Genomic DNA, 18,992 nt, shown 5'->3' on the forward strand with positions numbered 1-18,992 from the left:
CGGGCTGCTCAGTCCAATCCGAGCTTTTTCAGGCGATAGCGCATCGAGCGGAACGACAGGCCGAGCCGTTGGGCGGCGGCGGTGCGATTCCAGCGTGTTTCCTCCAGCGCCTGCATGATCAGCTTGCGCTCGACCTCCTCGAGGTGGTCTTCGAGGTTGTCGATCTGCGCCAGGCTCGCCTCGCCGTTTTCGGGCGCACCTGGGGCTTCGGATAGGCGCAGGTCGCTGGCTTTGATCTCCTCGCCCTCGCACAGCGTATAGGCGCGCTCGAGCATATTTTCCAGTTCGCGCACGTTGCCGGGGAATCGGTAGCTCTGCAGCTTTGCCAGCGCGTCGGGGTGCAGCCGCGCGGGCGGGGCGCCACCGTCCTGAGCGAGGCGGCGAAGCATCACTTCGGACAGTTGGGCAATGTCCTCACGGCGTTCGCGCAAGGGCGGAACGCGCAGCTCGATGACGTTCAGGCGATAGTACAGGTCCTGGCGGAACCGGCCCGCGGCCACTTCGCAGGCCAGATCCTTATGCGTGGCGCAAAGGATCCGTACGTCGACCACAACCTCCTTGGCGCCGCCCACCGAGCGCACGGCCTTTTCCTGGATCGCACGCAGCAGCTTGACCTGCATGGGCAGGGGCAGGTCGGCCACCTCGTCGAGGAACAAGGTGCCGCCGTCCGCCGCCTGGAACAATCCCGGCTTGTCCTCCATCGCCCCGGTAAAACTGCCTTTCTTGTGCCCGAAGAACTCGCTTTCCATGAGCTCAGACGGGATGGCCCCGCAGTTGACCGGAACGAATGGGCGCTCGTGACGTGGGCCTTGCTCATGGATCAGCCGCGCCACCAGCTCCTTGCCGCTGCCCGACTCCCCGCTGATGTACACCGGTGCCTGGCTGCGCGCCAGCTTGCCGATCTGCTTGCGTAGCACGTTCATGGGGGGCGAGACGCCGAGCAGGCGGCTGTCGACCGTCAGGTCGTTCGGGTTCGGATTACGCAGCCGCAGCGCGGTGTTGACCAATTCGCGCAGGCGGCCGAGATCCACCGGTTTGGTGAGAAAGTCGAACGCCCCCGCCTTGAGCGCGCCAATGGCCGTGTCGAGGCTGCCGTAGGCCGTGATCATGGCCACGGGTAGCTGCGGATACTGCTGCTGGATGAACTGCACCAGTTCCAGGCCGCAACCGTCGGGCAGGCGCATGTCGGTCAGGCACAGGTCATAGTGTTCGCGCGACAGGCATTCTCGGGCTTCCTTGAGGTTGCGCGCGCTGCGGGTGTCCAGTTTCATACGCCCGAGGGTGATCTCCAGGAGTTCCCGGATATCGGGCTCGTCATCGATGATCAACGCTTTCTGGCGGGCAGTCATGGTCTTGGTCTTCTGGCTTGCGGGTGGCGCTGGGCTTGTAATGTTAACGCTACAGCGCGTGCTTTGTACGCTGAGCTGACCGATGTGTGACCCTTGCCTCCCTGGCAGGCCTCAGCTCAGTTTGCGCGGGTGTGCGAAGACGATGCGAAAACAGCTGCCACCCTCGTCGCGCTCGCGGTAGTCCAGGCGGGCCTGGTTGCTTTCGCACAGCTCCCGGGAGATATAGAGGCCAAGGCCTGTGCCCTTGCTCTCGGTCGTGAAAAAGGGCTCGAAAATGTTCTGCAGCTGCTCTCGTGGCACCCCCGGCCCGTCATCCAGCACTTCGAGCACCGGCAAATCGCTCGGCTCGTCGCGCGACACCTGCAGCCACACCTGCGCGTGACCGTGTTTCTGGCCGCTGTAGCGCAGGCCGTTCTGAACCAGATTGGTCAGTACCTGGATCAACTGGTTCGGGTCCATGCGGGTCTGTAGCGAACTGCCCCGGGTCTCGACGTGCACGCTCTGGCCAGGCGGCAAAGTGCCGCGGAACTCGCTGGCGAATCGGTGCACCCAGTATTTCAGGTCCAGCAGCTGTGGCTCGGCCTGACGTCGACGTGACAGCTGAAGCACGTTCTCGATGACCAGGTTCATGCGGCGCGAATGATCCTGGATGATCTGCGTGAGCCTCAGATCCGCGGCGTCCAGCGCTTCGGATTCCTGCAGCAGCTGGGCGGCGTGGCTGATGGCGCCAAGCGGATTGCGAATTTCGTGGGCGATGCTGGCGGTGAGTCGACCGAGCGAGGCGAGCTTGAGCTGCTGGGCCTTCTGCGCGATCTGCGACGTGTCTTCGAGAAAGACCAGCGTGTCCTGGTTTTTGCCATGTTGCAGGGAGGCGAAGCTCGGCTGCAGCGTGGCGCCGTCCGGCGTGGCTTTGAAGTTGCGCGGACGCAGGGTGGGATTGTCGCGCCATTGCTGCAGCCCTTTGATCAGCTCAGGGCAGCGAGGTGCCAGCCGTTCCCCGGTCAGTGACTGCTGGCCGAGCAGTTCCAACGCGCCTTGATTGGCGAGCAGCACGCGCTCCCGGGCGTCGAGCACGATGATCCCCGTGCGCATGCGTTGCAGGATCAGCGCGTTGAGCGCTTCGAGATTGGCAACTTCTTCGGCGCGCTGGCGAGCCAGCGTTTCGCTGACCTGCAATCGTCGCGTCAGGCCCTGCACCAGTAGCGCGGCGGCGAAGCATAGCGTCCCCAGCGCAGCGGCCTGGACGTATTGGCTGCTCGCGGCGGGGTCGCTGAGGCTGAGGTAGAAGGTCAGGTAGATCAGGCCGGTGGCGGCCACGGCCGCAATGAAAAACCCCACGCGGCCATGCAGCAGGATGTTGGCGATGGCGACCGCGACGATCAGCAGGTTACCGATGCCGCTTGGGGTGCCGCCGGCAAAGTAGAACAGCGCGGCGAGCAGCGTCACGTCCATCAGCGCCAGCGCCAGTACCGGCAGCTCCCGTTTGGGGTTTTGCAGCAGTACGGCAATGACGATGTTGAAAATCAGGTAAAGCCAGGCGCCATAGCGAAACGCTGCCGGATTGGCCATGCGCATCAGGTCATTGTGCAGGTCGCTGCTGACCAGCAGGACCAGCACCAGCCCGATTGCGACGCGATAAAGGTGGTAGAGGCGAAGGATTCGCCGGCCCTGATGGCTCAGTAACGCCAGTCCTTCAGTGGCCACCCGACTGGCTGTCCTGTTCCAGGTGGGCCTGGCTGCAATACCAACGGTCCTGGCTTTGCAGCGCCCGGTCGCGCGGCAGGTGAACACCGCACTGGGCACAGCGAACCGTCGTTACCGTGGTTTCATGTGGTTTGCCGGGCGACTTGGGCTTGCTCGTCAGGCGGCGCCAGAGCCAGAACGCGGCAGCAATCAGAACGATCCAGAACAACAGACGAAACAGACCCATATCTTTTACTTCCTGGCTAAGCCATGCGGGCCTGCCGGTCTGGCAGGCTCCGTGCGTCGTGCATCCTGATCGATGGAATCCGACGCCGCGTCTCGTTTCAGTCGAGCAGGCCGAAGGTCAGGTAGCTCCACCAGGAGCGGCCCTCGCGTTGCTGTTCGCTCTGCGCTTGCGCTTCAGCCTCCCTCAATACCGGGCGCAGCTCGTCAGGCAGGTCCTGCGCCGCGCTCTCGTATTGACGGACCACGTCGCGGTTCGATTGCGAGCTGTCCGGGGCCTTGTTTTCCGTTTCGATCAGGCCGAGCGTGGCTCGAGACAGCCAGCTGCGGTTGTCGGCTTCCTGCTGGCGCGGCACGAACTCGCCGTCTTCCAGGCTTGGATGTTCAGGGTAGTTGTGTTTGAGCGTTTCCAGGCTGGTGGTGGCCAGCTCGTCGAGCCCGAGGCGCTGGTAGGCTTCGGTCATCACGGCCAGGCCGTCGCCCACGGCAGGCGTGCCCTGGAAGTTTTCGACGATGTAGCGTCCACGGTTGGCGGCGGCGACATAGGCCTGGCGGCGCAGATAGTAGTCGGCGACATGGACCTCGTTCGCCGCCAGCAGATTGCGCAGGTAGATCATTCGCGCCTTGGCATCTGGCGCGTAGCGGCTGTTCGGGAAGCGTGTCGTCAGCTGGGCGAACTCATTGAACGAGTCACGCGCGGCACCGGGATCACGTTTGGTCATGTCCAGCGGCAGGAAGCGCGCGAGCAGACCGCGGTCCTGATCGAAGGACGCCAACCCTTTGAGGTAGTAGGCGTAGTCGACGCTGGGGTGCTGCGGGTGCAAGCGGATGAACCGCTCGGCCGAGGAGCGTGCGGCTTCCGGCTCGGTGTTGCGGTAGTAGGCGTAGATCAGCTCCAGCTGCGCCTGCTCGGCAAAACGACCGAAGGGGTAGCGCGACTCCAGTGTCTTCAGTTTATTGATGGCGCTGGTGTAACTCTTGTTGTCCAGGTCGGCCTGCGCCTGTCGGTACAGCTCCGCTTCGCCGAGGTTTTCGCTAATGGTTTCGTTGGACGAACAGGCAGCGGTAAGGGCGAAAATGGCGATCAGCAGCAGGTGTTTCACTTGCATGGCGGCTTGCGTCCCTGTGACGGCTGGCTGTCTCGCGCTGAGCCGTCCTGTTATGATGGGCGCCCCGGCTGGCCGGGACAAAGACGCCGTATTTAAACACAAGCGTGTTGCCGAAACCAAAGGCCCCGCCTGCTTCGCTGCCGAAGGGATGTCTGCGCGTCGGGCGGCCCGACCCTACGGCATGCCAGTCGATCCGGGCATCGTGACCGCCGCCTTGCGCGACGGCCATCAGCCTGTCACCTCTAGTCGAACCGCACCGTTGCCTCTTCCTACTTATGAAGCGCCCTTAATTATGTCCACGAACTCTCCGCAGGCCATCCATCTCCGCGCCGAGGTGCCGTTCGACCTCGGCGGGCAGCGCCTCGATCAGGTCGCGGCGCAGCTGTTTTCCGAACACTCCCGCTCGCGCCTGGCGGCATGGATCAAGGATGGACGCCTGACGGTCGACGGCGCCGCGCTGCGGCCCCGTGACACGGTGCATGCCGGCGCCGTGCTGGAGCTTTCCGCCGAGCAGGAGGCGCAGGGTGAGTGGGTCGCGCAGGACATCCCGCTGGACATCGTTTTCGAGGACGACCACATCCTCGTACTGAACAAGCCGTCCGGGCTGGTCGTGCACCCGGCCGCCGGCCATGCCGATGGGACCTTGCTCAACGCGTTGCTGCATCATGTGCCGGACCTCATCAACGTGCCGCGCGCAGGCATCGTGCATCGCCTGGACAAGGACACCACCGGGCTGATGGTCGTTGCCAAGACGCTGCAGGCACAGACGCGCCTGGTCGAGCAATTGCAGGCGCGTAGCGTCAGCCGGATCTACGAGGCCATTGTCATCGGCGTGATTATCACCGGCGGCACGGTCGACGCGCCGATCGGGCGCCATGGTCAGCAGCGTCAGCGCATGGCCGTGGTCGAAGGCGGCAAGCCCGCCGTCAGCCACTACCGGGTACTGGAGCGGTTCCGTTCGCATACTCATGTTCGGGTCAAGCTTGAAACCGGACGCACCCACCAGATCCGTGTGCACATGACCCACATCGGTTATCCATTGGTAGGCGATCCGTTGTACAGCGGGCGCTTCCGCATTCCGCCGGCGGCCAACCCGACGATGGTACAAACGCTGCGCGATTTTCCGCGTCAGGCGCTGCATGCGCGCTTCCTCGAGCTGGACCATCCGGTCACCGGGGAACGGATGAAATGGGAGTCGCCGCTCCCTGATGATTTCGTCTGGCTGCTGGCACTGCTGCAGCAGGATCGTGAGGCGTTCGTCGGGTGAGAGGCTGGCCTGGCGACTGGATCGTCCCGGATTGGCCGGCGCCAGCGCGCGTGCGGGCGTGCGTCACCACCCGTAGCGGTGGCGTGAGCCAGGCGCCATTCGACACGTTCAACCTGGGTGATCATGTGGGCGATGCGCCTGATGCGGTGGCTGCCAATCGATCTCAGTTGCAACAGCTCATCGGCAGCGAAGCGGCCTGGATGAGTCAGGTGCATTCGAGCGCCGCGGTCGAGGCCGATCCTCGAACCTGCCGCACTGCCGATGCCAGTTGGACGAGCGCACCTGGCGTTGCCTGCGCCGTGCTGACCGCCGACTGCCTTCCCGTGCTGATCTGCGATTTAGACGGGACGCGGGTGGCGGCCGCCCATGCCGGCTGGCGCGGGCTGGCCGCCGGTATACTGGAAGCGACCGTGGCGGCCATGGCGGCGCCCGGCAGCCACCTGATGGCCTGGCTTGGCCCGGCCATCGGGCCTGCCGCCTTCGAGGTTGGCGCCGAAGTGCGGGAGGCCTTCGTATCACGCCATGCCGCAGCATCCGACGCCTTCGTCGAGAGTCGCAACGATGGACGCTACATGGCCGATATCTACCGGCTCGCCCGCATTCGCCTGGCTGACTGCGGTGTCACGGCCGTGTTCGGTGGCGGCTTCTGCACAGTCCACGACCAGCGTTTCTACTCCTATCGCCGCGCTGCCCGGACCGGTCGCTTCGCCAGTCTGATCTGGCTGGACTGAGCTCCGGGCCCGTCCCGACCTGACCGTTCGGTCAATCCGCCCGCTTGAGCGGAGGCCCAGATGATCTGGGTCAATGCCATCCGGCTTGAATCTCCAACAATCAACCTCATCTATGTTCCATCTCGCAGGCTTTTGTCGAGGTGCGATTGAATGCGCCGGCCTGCCTAACCAGAAAAGGTGATTACATGCGTATCGATCGTTTGACCAGCAAGCTGCAGCTTGCGCTCTCCGATGCCCAATCCATCGCCGTCGGCCTCGACCATCCGTCTATCGAACCGCTGCATCTGATGCAGGCGCTGCTCGATCAGCAGGGGGGTTCGATCCGGCCGCTGTTGATGCAGGTGGGTTTCGATATCAATGGCCTGCGCCAGGCGCTGACCAAAGAGCTGGACCAACTGCCCAAGCTTCAGAATCCGACCGGCGACATGAACATGTCGCAGGACCTGGCGCGCCTGCTGAATCAGGCTGATCGCCTGGCACAGCAGAAGGGCGACCAATACATTTCCAGCGAGCTGGTGCTGCTCGCAGCCCTGGACAGCAACACTCGCCTGGGCAAGCTGCTGCTGGCCCAAGGGGTGAGCAAGAAGGCGCTCGAGAACGCCATCAGCAATCTGCGCGGGGGTGACGCCGTCAACGACCCCAACGCCGAGGAGTCGCGCCAGGCGCTGGACAAATACACCGTCGACATGACCAAGCGCGCCGAGGACGGCAAGCTCGATCCGGTGATTGGACGTGATGATGAAATCCGCCGGACCATCCAGGTGCTGCAGCGGCGCACGAAGAACAATCCCGTGCTCATTGGTGAGCCCGGCGTCGGCAAGACCGCCATCGTCGAGGGGCTGGCGCAGCGTATCGTCAACGGCGAAGTGCCTGACGGGCTCAAGGACAAGCGTTTGCTGGCCCTGGACATGGGCTCGCTGATCGCGGGTGCCAAGTTTCGCGGCGAGTTCGAAGAACGCCTCAAGGCGGTGCTCAACGAACTGAGCAAGCAGGAAGGTCGCGTCATCCTCTTCATTGACGAGCTGCATACCATGGTCGGCGCCGGCAAGGCCGAGGGCGCAATGGACGCGGGCAACATGCTCAAGCCTGCGTTGGCTCGTGGCGAACTGCATTGCGTCGGCGCGACCACGCTCGATGAATATCGCCAGTACATCGAAAAGGACGCGGCGCTGGAGCGGCGCTTCCAGCGTGTGCAGGTCGATGAGCCGAGCGAGGAAGACACCATCGCGATTCTGCGTGGCTTGAAAGAGCGTTACGAGGTGCATCACGGCGTCTCGATCACCGATGGCGCGATCATCGCCGCGGCCAAGCTGTCGCATCGCTACATCACTGACCGGCAGTTGCCGGACAAGGCCATCGACCTGATCGACGAGGCGGCCAGCCGTATCCGCATGGAGATCGACTCCAAGCCGGAAGAACTGGATCGCCTCGATCGACGCCTGATCCAGCTGAAAATCGAGCGTGAGGCGCTGAAAAACGAAGACGATGAGGCCACCAAGAAACGCCTGGCCAAGCTCGATGAAGAAATCGTCAAGCTCGAGCGTGAGTATGCCGATCTCGAAGAGATCTGGAAGTCGGAGAAAGCCGAGGTCCAGGGGTCGGCCCAGATGCAGCAGAAGATCGAGCAGGCCAAGGCCGATCTGGAGGCGGCGCGGCGCAAGGGTGACCTGGCGCGCATGGCCGAGCTGCAATACGGCGTCATCCCCGACCTCGAACGCAGCCTGCAGATGGTCGATCAGCACGGCAAGACCGACAACCAGCTGTTGCGCAACAAAGTGACCGACGAGGAAATCGCGGAGGTCGTCTCCAAGTGGACGGGCATCCCGGTCTCGAAAATGCTCGAAGGCGAACGCGAAAAATTGCTGAAGATGGAAGACCTGTTGCATCAGCGGGTGATCGGGCAGCACGAGGCGGTCGTTTCGGTCGCCAATGCGGTGCGTCGGTCGCGCGCCGGATTGGCCGACCCGAATCGGCCCAGCGGTTCCTTCCTGTTCCTTGGCCCGACCGGCGTGGGCAAGACCGAGTTGTGCAAGGCGCTGGCCGAGTTCCTCTTCGATACCGAGGAGGCGATGATCCGCATCGACATGTCCGAATTCATGGAGAAACATTCGGTGGCGCGTCTGATCGGGGCACCACCCGGCTATGTCGGCTACGAGGAGGGTGGTTATCTGACCGAGGCTGTGCGTCGCAAACCGTACTCGGTGGTGCTGCTGGACGAGGTCGAGAAGGCCCATCCGGACGTTTTCAACATTCTTCTGCAAGTGCTGGAGGATGGACGCCTGACCGATAGTCACGGGCGCACGGTGGATTTCCGCAACACCGTGATCGTGATGACCTCTAACCTGGGGTCGAGCCAGATTCAGGAGCTGGTAGGCGATCCGGACGCGCAGCGGGCTGCGGTCATGGATGCGGTGAGTACCCACTTCCGCCCTGAGTTCATCAACCGTATCGACGAAGTCGTGGTGTTCGATCCGTTGGCGCGTGAGCAGATTGCCGGTATCGCCCAGATTCAGCTGGGTCGCTTGCGCCAGCGTCTGGCCGAGCGCGAATTGAATCTGGAACTCAGTGACGAGGCCATGGATAAGCTGGTGGCCGTCGGCTACGACCCGGTGTACGGCGCCCGGCCACTCAAGCGCGCGATCCAGCGCTGGATCGAGAACCCGCTCGCTCAGAAAATCCTCTCCGGTGCATTCGAGCCGGGCTCGACCATCATCGGCAAGGTGGAGGGTGACGAGATTCAGTTCGCCAAGGCGTGAGCCTGCTGACGGAGCCGCGCCGAGGGGCGGCTCCGCTGGCGTGTCGCAAGGGCTTGCGGTGTCGTTTGGCCCGAGGCTGGAGCTCACTCGCAACGCATTGTACTAAATCGCATTTTTTCTGTTGACAGGCGCGTCGAGAACCGTAAAATGGCGCGCCTCTGAGGGGGGTTTGCAAAGCAGTACAGCAAGCCAACCAACGAGCTGGAAGAGTAGTTCCGCGATAGCTCAGTCGGTAGAGCAAATGACTGTTAATCATTGGGTCCCAGGTTCGAGTCCTGGTCGCGGAGCCAATTTCCAATCGGGGTATAGCGCAGTCCGGTAGCGCGCCTGCTTTGGGAGCAGGATGTCGGGAGTTCGAATCCCCCTACCCCGACCAATTCTGGGTCGTTAGCTCAGTTGGTAGAGCAGTTGGCTTTTAACCAATTGGTCGTAGGTTCGAATCCTACACGACCCACCAAATAGCCTTTCAGTAGGCATGAGAACCGGAAGACTCCGAAAGGATCTTCCGGTTTTTTATTGCCCGGACGTTTTTGCAGCATGAGCGCTCGGCTTATCGCTTCCGGCCAGCGCCTTGCTTGCAAACGGCGCTGGCCGAGCGTGCCGGTCAGTGCAGCTTCAGGCGCGGCACCGTGCTGGTGCTGAGTTTGTCGCCGATCATCATCAGCCCGGTGCGGGCGATTCCATACAGTGCGATCTGGTGCATCCGGTACAGCGAAACGTAGAACATCCGCGCCAGCCAACCTTCGAGCATGACGTTGCCGGTGAGGTTGCCCATCAGGTTGCCGACGGCCGAGAAGCTCGACAAGGAAATCAGCGAGCCGTAATCGCGGTAGCGATAGCTGGGCAGGCTTTGGCCCTGGAGGCGCCTGGCAAGCGATTTGGCGAGTAGCGATGCCTGCTGATGCGCCGCCTGGGCTCGCGGGGGGACGTTGCGGTCACTGTCCGGTTGTGGGCAGGCAGCGCAGTCGCCGAACGCGAAGATGTTCTCGTCTCGAGTGGTTTGCAGCGTCGGCAGCACCTGTAGCTGGTTGATCCGATTGGTTTCCAGGCCGTCGATTTCGCGCAGGAAACTGGGGGCTCTGATGCCGGCGGCCCATACCTTCAGGGTGGCGGGCACGAAGTCGCCATTGCGGGTTTGCAGCCCTTCTTTCGTCACCTCGCTGACCGCCGCGTCGGTCAGCACCGTGACGCCCAGATCGCGAAGCGTCTGGTGCACCGGTTGGCTGATGCGCTCCGGCAGAGCGGGCAAGACCCGCGGACCTGCTTCTATGAGTGTGATGTGGACGTTTTCCGGCTTGATGCCGTCCAGGCCGTAAGCGGCGAGCTCACGGGCCGCATGGTGCAGTTCGGCTGCCAGTTCGACCCCGGTTGCGCCGGCGCCGACGATTGCCATGTTGATGGTGCCGTGATGGCCCTCGCTGGCATGAGCGCGCATGTAATGACCGAGCAGTTGACGGTGGAAGCGTTCAGCCTGCTCGCGTGTGTCGAGGAAAATGCAGTGCTCGGCCGCGCCCAGGGTACCGAAGTCGTTCGTGGTACTTCCGACCGCGATCACGAGTGTGTCATAGGCCAGTGTGCGAGCCGGAACCAGTTCGACGCCGTGCTCGTCGCACGAGGCTGCCAGGTGGACGCACTTGCGCGCGCGCTCCAGGCCGCTCATCCGCCCCATCTGGAACTCGAAGTGGTTCCATTTCGCCTGTGCCACATAGTTCAGCTCATCGGCGGACGAGTTCAGCGAGCCGGCTGCGACCTCATGCAGCAAAGGCTTCCAGATATGCGTCAGGTTGGCGTCGATCAGCGTGATGCGGGCCTTGCCGCGCTTGCCCAGGGTTCTACCCAGGCGGGTAGCAAGCTCCAGGCCGCCGGCGCCCCCGCCGACGATTACGATGCGATGTGTCATGGGATGAACTCATAAGGCTTTGCGGAATTCGGGCGAGCCGCTGGGGGAGCGAAGGATTGCTCATGACACCAGGTGACTCAGGAAGCGGCTCAGCAGGCCCAGTCCAATGACCACGACGAGTACCAGCACAAGAAGCAGCCAGGGTCGGAAGGGCTGGCGCTCGACCTGGTGCTGAGGTGCGCTGAGATACTGGTCAACGCGTTTCTGGTCTTCGGGATTCAGGCGGCTGGGCATACGCACCTCGAAAGGGGATGCAGGCATTCTAGCGGTGCGGGAGCAAAAGCCAAGCACGGCGGTGCGTTCGTGCACCGGTGCAAGGCGGAATGGCGGGGGGGGGCCGTGCAGGCGACAACCTGCACGGCGCGTTCGCCTAGCGTCCGTTGTTCTTCAGGCTGCGCAGGTTGCCGATAACCGACTCCAGTGCGCGATCGAAGAGCAGCGCATCGTTGAGCAGGCGGATAGCGCCGCGCCGGAATTCGATGGCAAGCCCCATCCGGGTCTTTTCCAGGACCTTCATGCCAGTGCGATTGACAAAGATGTATTTGCCCGTGGGCTTGATCACGGCGGCCAGCTTGCAGCGCAGCTTATGGTCCTCGTCTTCCTGGAACTCCACCCAGCTACCGACTCGCAGGTTGTCGACCTGCGCCAATGCTTCATCGTGATCGGCCAGATCGATCTCGGGCTCCTGCTCGCGGCTTTCGCCGGGCGCCAGCAAGACGATTTCTTCGCTGACCTCGACCATGGCGGGCGTGTCCGCTTCAATGGCGTGATCGTCGCGTGGCGGCAGTTCCAGCTTTTGTCCGGTTGCGATCTCGTCCCGAACCCGGTCATCGATGGGGGCGGGTCGAGCTTGCTCGATGGGCTGGTCGAACTGCTGCATCGTCTGGACATGCAGTGCTTCGAGCCGGGTGAAGAAATCGCTGGTGGAGAAGGGATCGAATGCGGCGCTGACCAGCCCTTCACGAAGGTTTTTCAGCAGGCTCGGAACCAGTTCCAGCAGTTGCGCGCGCGATTCGGGCTCGTCGTGCGGCGTGACGCTCCATATCAGGTCGTCCATCGTGGACAGGGCGGCCTGCCATTGTTCGGACTGCGTGCCGTGTTTCAGGCATGTCAGCAACAGCACTTTGCTCCACGCCTCTTGCAGTAGGCGGACCACGACTTCGGGAAGGGTCTTGCCGAGCAGGCGCTCGTTGAGTGCGTGTTCGACTTCCTGGCGGGCCATTTCGGCCTTGGCACGTCCTTCTTCGGCGTCCCGTGTGCGCTGTTCGAGGAGTTCGCTGCGCCGACGCTCGTCGCCGGTGAACGCAAGGAAATCGGCAAGCAGCTCGGAGAAGATGGCCGGGTCGTCGACAAAATCGTTCAGCAGGCGAGACACGACCTGCTCGATCTTCTGGTAGAGGCTGTCGCGCTGCGCCTCGTCCTGATCGACCCAGCCCATGGCGGCTGAAGCAATCTCGTTGAGCAGGCGGCGGGCCGGGTGACTGCCCCGGCTGAAGAAGGTCTTGTCGAGGACAGCGACCTTGAGCACCGGGATCTGCAGGCGCCCGATCAGCGCCTTGAGCGAGTCGGGTAAGGTGCGGTCGTCGAGAATGAACTCGAACAGCATCGACACCAGGTTGATGACGTCTTCGTCGACCTCGCCAACCACGCGCGACTTGCCACTCTTGGCGCTGACGCGATGCAGGAGTTCCTCAAGCTGGCCTTGCAGGTCGTATTCATCCACCTGCTGAGGTGCCCGCGACTGCAGATGCGAGAGCAGCCGCATCAGGTCGTTGCTCGAGATCGGAACGGCATCGCTGGGCAGATTGCGGGCGGGCAGCGCACTTCCGCGTAGCTCCGAAAGCAATGCCTGCAACGTGCCGAACGCCTCGTGCACGCCCTCGTCCGTATAGGCCGGCGACTCGCCGAAGCCCGACCGCGGGGTGCTGCCGCTCGCTGCGCCAGGGCGGCTTGCGCGACGCGGCTGGGCCGACTGCAGTTCCGGCAGGATGCCGGCGGCAACCAGCGTCTGGTTCGATTCGGCGTACAGCTGTTCGAGGTCCGTCAGTACGTAGCGCTCGAAGAGCTTGAGGATGATCAGCTTGACCTTGATCTCGACGCCCAGGCTGCGGCAGGCCTCGAGGAAGTATTCACACAACTGCTGGGGACCCAGCGGATTGCTTTTGTCGTCCAGTTTTCTGCTGACCAGCACGTTCATGCGCGTGGTGAGGTGGCTGAGCGGCTGGCTGGCGCGGCTCATGACCTTGGCGACCATGGTGTCGATGGCAACCGACTCTTCCAGTTCGTCGTTCTGCACCAGCGCCAGGCTTTCGAAGGATGCTTCGGGCTGCGGCGGCTTGCCGATTTCATACTGATTGAGTTTGGCGAAAGACTCGAACACTTGCTGCAGGAAGCTGCGTTCGATTCCGCGACGCTTCATGCGCAGGTCGCGCATGGCTTCGAAGAAGGCGTTCTGTTCAGCGTTGCTGGTGGCGCGGTCGGCAATCTCGAAGAGCGAGTCGTCTGCGTTGTCGAACAGTGTCTGCAAGGCCAGCCGCAACTGCTGCGCTGCCTTGTCGCGCACACTGATGAGCGCGACAGGTAATCTACCTGCCGGCGAGGTCGGCTTTTGCTCAGGGGCAGCCTTCAGGTGCACCACTTTCGCATCGGTTCGCATCAAGACTCTCCGGTCGCCTGTGATTCAAGCGCTCAACACCGCTTAGCATGCCGCTGATCATGGGCAGGGGCAACGGCTCGTCCATTTGGCAAAGGGGTTCGCCATTTCCGTGGCGCCAATTTATGAGTCCATTATATGCAGCTTGTTCATTAGCCTAGCGCGGTTTTGTTTTGGACATGATGCAGCTCACAGATACTTGAGCGAATTCCTACGGGCGGTCGGAAAAAATGCGAGTCGCATAGTCGTAATCGCTGATTGCTCTCGCTCCGTATGCCACACCCATGCTGCTGGGGTCGTTTGAACCTTATACTCTCTGCGAATTTTATGGGAGGCCGTCGTGACCAATATCACCCTTGCTGACTTGTCTGCGGAAATCGAAACCAACGTGCGCAAGGCACTGACCGAGGATGTCGGTACCGGCGATATCACGGCCATGCTGATCCCGGCCGAGCGCCTGGCCCATGCCACGGTCATCACGCGCGAAGCGGCGGTCATCAGCGGTACGGCCTGGGTCGATGCAGTGTTTCGCCAGTTGGACCCGCGGGTCGCCGTGCATTGGCAGGTGACCGATGGCGAACGGGTAGCGGCCGATCGGGTGCTGTTTCATCTCGAAGGGCCGGCGCGCGCGCTGCTCAGCGGCGAGCGCGCGGCGCTGAACTTCCTGCAGACGCTTTCGGGCGTTGCGACTCGCTGCCGGCATTATGCCGACCTCGTCGAGGGCACCGGGGTGCAGTTGCTCGACACCCGTAAAACGATTCCGGGCCTGCGACTGGCGCAGAAATACGCAGTGACCTGTGGCGGCTGCCATAACCATCGCATCGGTTTATACGATGCGTTCCTGATCAAGGAAAATCATATCGCCGCCTGCGGTGGCATCGCCGAAGCCGTGGCGGCCGCGCATCGCATCGCACCGGGCAAACCGGTGGAAGTCGAGGTGGAGAGTCTTGAGGAACTGGAGCAGGCGCTACGTGCTGGCGCCGATGTGGTGATGCTCGATGAGCTGAGTCTGGCCGACATGCGCACCGCCGTTAACGTGGCGGCGGGTCGGGCCAAGCTTGAGGCCTCCGGCGGAATCGACGATGAAACGCTGCGCGCAATTGCCGAAACCGGCGTGGATTACATTTCCATCGGGGCCTTGACCAAGCACGTTCGGGCAGTCGACCTGTCGATGCGCCTGACTCAATAACGCCGGTATGAAAGGCGGCACACAGGTGCCGCCCTCCGGCTCAATGCTTGCCTTTGAGGCCGAAGTTCTCGTGGAGTGTGCCGGGGACATCGGAGTCCTTCGGTGCGTAATCCTTCGGCGGCTCGGTGAACGTCGGCGAGTTGAGGCGTTCGCGGTGGCTGTGGTTTTCTTCGCTGTGCAGCGCGGCGAGTAGACGCTGGCGGGTCTGTTCATCCAGCGCGAGTTTGTCCGCGCCTTCGGACAGATGATCCTGCATGTCCTGATAGCTGTTGGTCAGCTTGCGCAACAGGCTGGCCGTCGTGTTGAAATGCGTCACCACTTCGCTTTGATAGGTGTCGAAGCGCTCCTGCAGCTCATCCACCTGACGCTGTGTGCTGTTCGGCGCACTGTTTCGCGCGATCAGATAACCAATGGCGATGCCGGCAATCACGCCGACAATTGGGAGCAACCAGGTCGCGAGGGTCTGTTCCACGAGTACTTCCTCTATATAAACGGCATGCTTTCAGGCCGTGACAAAAACCGTGTGGTGGCGATCAGGCAGGGCGGCTATCAGGCCAGGCCGCAACTGATATCCGGGTTCTGCAGCGCCTTGTGCAGTGGTTTTCCCACGGCCTGATACGTTAACGTCTCGTACCTGCCCTGTATACCGCGAAGCGATGCGAGCGGCCTCAGGCGACGTCAAAGCAAGACGAGTCGACTTGCCCCAAGGTCACGGAGTTATTTTCTTGAAACGTGAAACCCCTGTTTCGATCAACGGCCCGGCCGGTGTGCTGGAAGGTTTGTACTTCGATCAGCCTGATGCGCGCGGACTGGCACTGATCTGCCACCCCAACCCCGTGAAGGGCGGGACCATGCTCAACAAGGTGGTCTCGACGTTGCAGCGCACGGCGCGCGACGAAGGCTACGCAACGCTTCGCTTCAATTTTCGTGGGGTGGGCGGCAGTGAAGGCAGCCATGACATGAACACAGGTGAGGTCGAGGATGCCGAGGCTGCGCTGAAGTGGCTGCGAGCGCAGCATCCCGAGCGGCCGTTGACCTTGCTCGGCTTTTCGTTCGGCGGTTTCGTGGCCGCGACGCTGGCGGGGCGGGTCGAGGCGCGTGGAGAGCCGCTGGACAAACTGTTCATGGTCGCGCCTGCGGTCTCGCGACTGGCGGATCAGCCGCTGGCCGAGCGTTGCGCGCTCACCATCATTCAGCCGGACGACGACGAAGTGATCGAGCCGGGCTCGGTGCATGCCTTCTCGGCAGCGCTTGGGCGTCCCCACGAGCTGCTGAAAGTGGCAGAATGCGGCCACTTTTTCCATGGCAAGCTGGTAGAACTCAAAGAGCTGGTGGCGCCCCGGCTGGCGTAAGGCGCTGACCTACGCAGGCCGTGCCGCCGGGCGTGCGTGTCACGCCCTTTGAACCGTCCACTGGCCGCTTGCGCAGACTGACTCGAGACGATCGTATGAAAACCCGAATTCTTACCGGCATCACCACCACGGGCACGCCCCATCTGGGCAACTACGCGGGGGCCATCCGCCCGGCGATCGTCGCCAGCCGAGAGGCCGATGCCGACTCCTTTTATTTCCTCGCCGATTACCATGCGCTGATCAAGTGCGACGATCCGCTGCGTATCCAGCAGTCGCGACTCGAGATCGCCGCCACCTGGCTGGCCTGTGGTCTGGATGCGGAACGGGTGACCTTCTATCGCCAGTCCGATATTCCCGAAATTCCTGAACTGACCTGGCTGCTGACCTGCGTTGCGGGCAAGGGCCTGCTGAACCGCGCCCATGCCTACAAGGCTTCGGTGGACAGGAATGTCGAGCTGGGTGAAGACCCTGACGCCGGTGTCACCATGGGATTGTTCAGCTACCCGGTGCTGATGGCCGCGGACATCCTCATGTTCAATGCGCACAAGGTGCCGGTCGGGCGCGACCAGATCCAGCACGTGGAGATGGCGCGCGACATCGCCCAGCGTTTCAATCATCTGTTTGGCAATGGCAAGGAGTTGTTCACCCTGCCGGCCGCCGTGATCGAGGACGGGGTGGCGACGTTGCCGGGCCTCGACGGTCGCAAGATGTCCAAGAGTTACGACAACACCATCCCGCTGTTCGCCAGTGCCAAGGCACTCAAGAGCACCATTGCCCGTATCGTCACCGACTCCAGGCTGCCGGGCGAGCCGAAAGATCCCGACGACTCCCATCTGTTCACGATCTACCAGGCATTCGCGACGCCGGCGCAACTGGCCGAATTCCGCGCCGAGCTGGTCGGCGGGCTGGCCTGGGGGGACGCCAAGGCACGGCTGTTCCAACTGCTTGATAACGAGCTGGGTGAGGCGCGCGAGCGCTATCACACACTGCTTCAGCGTCCCGGTGACCTGGAAGACATTCTGCAGGCCGGCGCAGCCAAGGCGCGCAAGATCGCCAAGCCGTTCCTCGGTGAGCTGCGTGAGGCCGTCGGGCTGCGCAACTTCCGCAGCGAAGTGGCCAGCGCCGCTCCGGCGAAGAAGAAAGGGGGCAAGATCGCCCGCTTCGCCAGCTTCCGCGAACGCGATGGCAGCTTCCGTTTTCGCTTTTTCGCAGCAGACGGTGAAGAGCTGCTGCTGTCACGCCCGTTCAGCGATCCCAAGGCGATCGGGGCGATCAGCCAGCGTCTGATCGCCCAGGGCGTGGATGCGTTGGAACTCCGTGCCGACGAAGACAATCAATTCACCTTGTGGCTGGATGGGGAATGCATCGCCGACAGCCCGGCCTATGCCGATGAACCGGCATTGGAAGCCGCCATGCTGCGCCTGCGCCAGGCGCTGGCGACGCTCATGGTGTAATTGGCGCAGGAACACGCCGGGCACCGTTCGTACCGGCACGATGCTGCGAAACGCTGATAACTGGAGGCCCAAGCGCTTGAACGACCTGCGTAAATTGCCAACCACCGAGGGCGCGGCTAAAGTGTCGGCCCCGTTTCACTACCCAGACCCCGCCATGACCCCGCTTGAGCGCTATCAGGAAGACCTGAAACGTCCCGATTTTTTCCACGATGCGGCGCAGGAAACGGCCGTGCGCCATCTGCAGCGTCTGTATGACGACCTGGTTGCCGATGACCGCAACAAGGCCGGGTTGCTTGGCAAACTGTTCGGTCGGAAACAGCAGCAGCCGGTAAAAGGGCTGTATTTCTGGGGGGGCGTCGGCCGCGGCAAGACCTATCTGGTCGATACCTTCTTCGACTCGCTGCCGTTTGAGCAGAAGACCCGTACTCACTTCCATCGCTTCATGAAGCGCGTGCATGAAGAAATGCGCACCCTCAAGGGCGAAAAGAATCCCCTGACCATCATTGGCAAGCGCTTCGCTGACGAGTCGCGAGTGATCTGTTTCGACGAGTTCTTCGTCTCCGATATCACCGATGCGATGATCCTGGCGACCCTGCTCGAAGAGCTGTTCAAGAACGGCGTAAGCCTGGTGGCGACCTCCAACATCGTCCCGGACGGCCTGTACAAGGATGGTCTGCAACGTGCTCGCTTCCTGCCCGCCATCGAACTGTTGAAGAAGCATACCGAGATCGTCAACGTCGACAGCGGCATCGACTACCGCCTGCGCGCGCTCGAGCAGGCGGAGCTTTACCACTTCCCGCTGGACGCCGAAGCGGAGCAGAGCCTGGAAAAGAGCTTCCGCAGCCTGCTGCCGGAGCAGTGCCGGGTGCAGGAGAACGAGGCGCTGATGATCGAGAACCGCGAGATCGTTGCGCGCAAGACGGCGAGCGGCGTCGCCTGGTTCGAGTTTCGTGAACTCTGCGATGGTCCGCGCAGCCAGAACGACTACATCGAGCTGGGCAAGATTTTCGATGCGGTGCTGGTTTCCAACATCGAGCGAATGGATGTGTCCAAAGACGACATGGCGCGTCGCTTCATCAACATGGTGGACGAGTTCTACGACCGCAACGTGAAGCTGATTCTCTCCGCCGAGGTTGAACTCAAGGACCTCTATGCCGGTGGGCGCCTGGAGTTCGAATTCCAGCGCACCCTGAGTCGCCTGCTGGAAATGCAATCGCACGAATATCTGGCGCGTCCACATAAGCCGTAGAGCGCGACTGTCCGCTGGAAGCAGGCGGATGCCCGGGCGTAGGGAAATGCAGCCGAT

General features: G+C 62.5%; 15 protein-coding genes and 3 tRNA genes. 10 read left to right on the top strand and 8 right to left on the bottom strand.

Annotated features, from left to right (window positions below):
• Positions 1-8 precede the first annotated feature (8 nt).
• The 4 genes from GQA94_RS07390 to GQA94_RS07405 form a co-directional block, all read right to left on the bottom strand.
• The gene (locus GQA94_RS07390; RefSeq protein ID WP_158187402.1) at positions 9-1,349 is read right to left on the bottom strand and encodes a sigma-54-dependent transcriptional regulator; all 1,341 of its coding nucleotides are present in this window, start codon (positions 1,347-1,349) and stop codon (positions 9-11) included.
• Between the two features lie 111 nt (positions 1,350-1,460).
• A complete protein-coding gene (locus GQA94_RS07395) occupies positions 1,461-3,053 on the bottom strand; it encodes a sensor histidine kinase (protein WP_158187403.1) in 1,593 nt (530 codons plus the stop codon).
• A complete protein-coding gene (locus GQA94_RS07400; RefSeq protein WP_158187404.1) occupies positions 3,043-3,279 on the bottom strand; it encodes a PP0621 family protein in 237 nt (78 codons plus the stop codon). The genes GQA94_RS07395 and GQA94_RS07400 overlap by 11 nt, the downstream gene beginning before the upstream one ends.
• A 97-nt stretch (positions 3,280-3,376) precedes the next feature.
• Entirely contained in the window at positions 3,377-4,384 is a 1,008-nt protein-coding gene (locus GQA94_RS07405) for an outer membrane protein assembly factor BamD (RefSeq protein ID WP_158187405.1), read from the bottom strand.
• 292 nt (positions 4,385-4,676) lie between these two features.
• On the opposite strand from GQA94_RS07405, the gene rluD reads away from it, so the two are divergent.
• The 6 genes from rluD (at position 4,677) to GQA94_RS07435 (ending at position 9,595) form a co-directional block, all read left to right on the top strand.
• Entirely contained in the window at positions 4,677-5,651 is a 975-nt protein-coding gene (gene rluD, locus GQA94_RS07410; RefSeq protein WP_158187406.1) for a 23S rRNA pseudouridine(1911/1915/1917) synthase RluD, read from the top strand.
• Positions 5,648-6,382: a peptidoglycan editing factor PgeF gene (pgeF, locus tag GQA94_RS07415; protein ID WP_158187407.1), complete on the top strand. Its 735-nt coding sequence runs from the start codon at positions 5,648-5,650 to the stop codon at positions 6,380-6,382. Before rluD ends, pgeF begins: the two co-directional genes overlap by 4 nt.
• 185 nt (positions 6,383-6,567) lie before the next feature.
• Entirely contained in the window at positions 6,568-9,138 is a 2,571-nt protein-coding gene (gene clpB / locus GQA94_RS07420) for an ATP-dependent chaperone ClpB (RefSeq protein ID WP_158187408.1), read from the top strand.
• Between the two features lie 214 nt (positions 9,139-9,352).
• Positions 9,353-9,428: transfer RNA gene (locus tag GQA94_RS07425), tRNA-Asn, on the top strand.
• A gap of 9 nt (positions 9,429-9,437) precedes the next feature.
• Positions 9,438-9,514: transfer RNA gene (locus GQA94_RS07430), tRNA-Pro, on the top strand.
• Positions 9,515-9,519: 5 nt separating this feature from the next.
• Positions 9,520-9,595, top strand: a tRNA-Lys gene (locus GQA94_RS07435).
• Between the two features lie 147 nt (positions 9,596-9,742).
• On the opposite strand, the gene GQA94_RS07440 is transcribed toward GQA94_RS07435, so the two are convergent.
• The 3 genes from GQA94_RS07440 to GQA94_RS07450 form a co-directional block, all read right to left on the bottom strand.
• Positions 9,743-11,038 (bottom strand): NAD(P)/FAD-dependent oxidoreductase, encoded by a 1,296-nt coding sequence (locus GQA94_RS07440; RefSeq protein WP_158187409.1) that lies wholly within the window; start codon positions 11,036-11,038, stop codon positions 9,743-9,745.
• A gap of 60 nt (positions 11,039-11,098) precedes the next feature.
• Positions 11,099-11,272 carry a DUF3094 family protein gene (locus GQA94_RS07445; protein ID WP_158187410.1) on the bottom strand — a complete coding sequence of 58 codons (174 nt, stop codon included), beginning with the start codon at positions 11,270-11,272 and terminating at the stop codon, positions 11,099-11,101.
• Between the two features lie 136 nt (positions 11,273-11,408).
• Positions 11,409-13,694 carry a DUF1631 domain-containing protein gene (locus GQA94_RS07450; RefSeq protein WP_158187411.1) on the bottom strand — a complete coding sequence of 762 codons (2,286 nt, stop codon included), beginning with the start codon at positions 13,692-13,694 and terminating at the stop codon, positions 11,409-11,411.
• Positions 13,695-14,031: 337 nt separating this feature from the next.
• Here GQA94_RS07450 and nadC point away from each other — a divergent pair, with 337 nt between their 5' ends.
• Positions 14,032-14,880, top strand: a complete 849-nt coding sequence (nadC, locus tag GQA94_RS07455; protein ID WP_158187412.1) for a carboxylating nicotinate-nucleotide diphosphorylase — start codon at positions 14,032-14,034, stop codon at positions 14,878-14,880.
• A 40-nt stretch (positions 14,881-14,920) separates the two neighbouring features.
• Here the strand turns inward: nadC and GQA94_RS07460 are convergent, their stop codons facing one another.
• A complete protein-coding gene (locus tag GQA94_RS07460) occupies positions 14,921-15,352 on the bottom strand; it encodes a YhcB family protein (RefSeq protein ID WP_158187413.1) in 432 nt (143 codons plus the stop codon).
• A gap of 253 nt (positions 15,353-15,605) precedes the next feature.
• Between GQA94_RS07460 and GQA94_RS07465 the strand changes: the two genes are divergently transcribed.
• The 3 genes from GQA94_RS07465 to zapE all read left to right on the top strand — a co-directional run bounded on the left by GQA94_RS07465 (position 15,606) and on the right by zapE (position 18,935).
• On the top strand, positions 15,606-16,232 hold the full coding sequence (locus GQA94_RS07465) for an alpha/beta hydrolase (RefSeq protein ID WP_233270229.1): 627 nt from the start codon (positions 15,606-15,608) through the stop codon (positions 16,230-16,232).
• A 95-nt stretch (positions 16,233-16,327) separates the two neighbouring features.
• A complete protein-coding gene (locus GQA94_RS07470) occupies positions 16,328-17,686 on the top strand; it encodes a tryptophan--tRNA ligase (RefSeq protein ID WP_158187415.1) in 1,359 nt (452 codons plus the stop codon).
• A 154-nt stretch (positions 17,687-17,840) separates the two neighbouring features.
• Complete coding sequence (gene zapE, locus GQA94_RS07475) at positions 17,841-18,935, top strand: cell division protein ZapE (protein ID WP_158190053.1); 1,095 nt, start codon at positions 17,841-17,843, stop codon at positions 18,933-18,935.
• Positions 18,936-18,992: the final 57 nt, after the last annotated feature.

The sequence above is a fragment of the Stutzerimonas stutzeri genome (assembly GCF_009789555.1).
Classification (GTDB): Bacteria; Pseudomonadota; Gammaproteobacteria; order Pseudomonadales; family Pseudomonadaceae; genus Stutzerimonas; species Stutzerimonas stutzeri_R.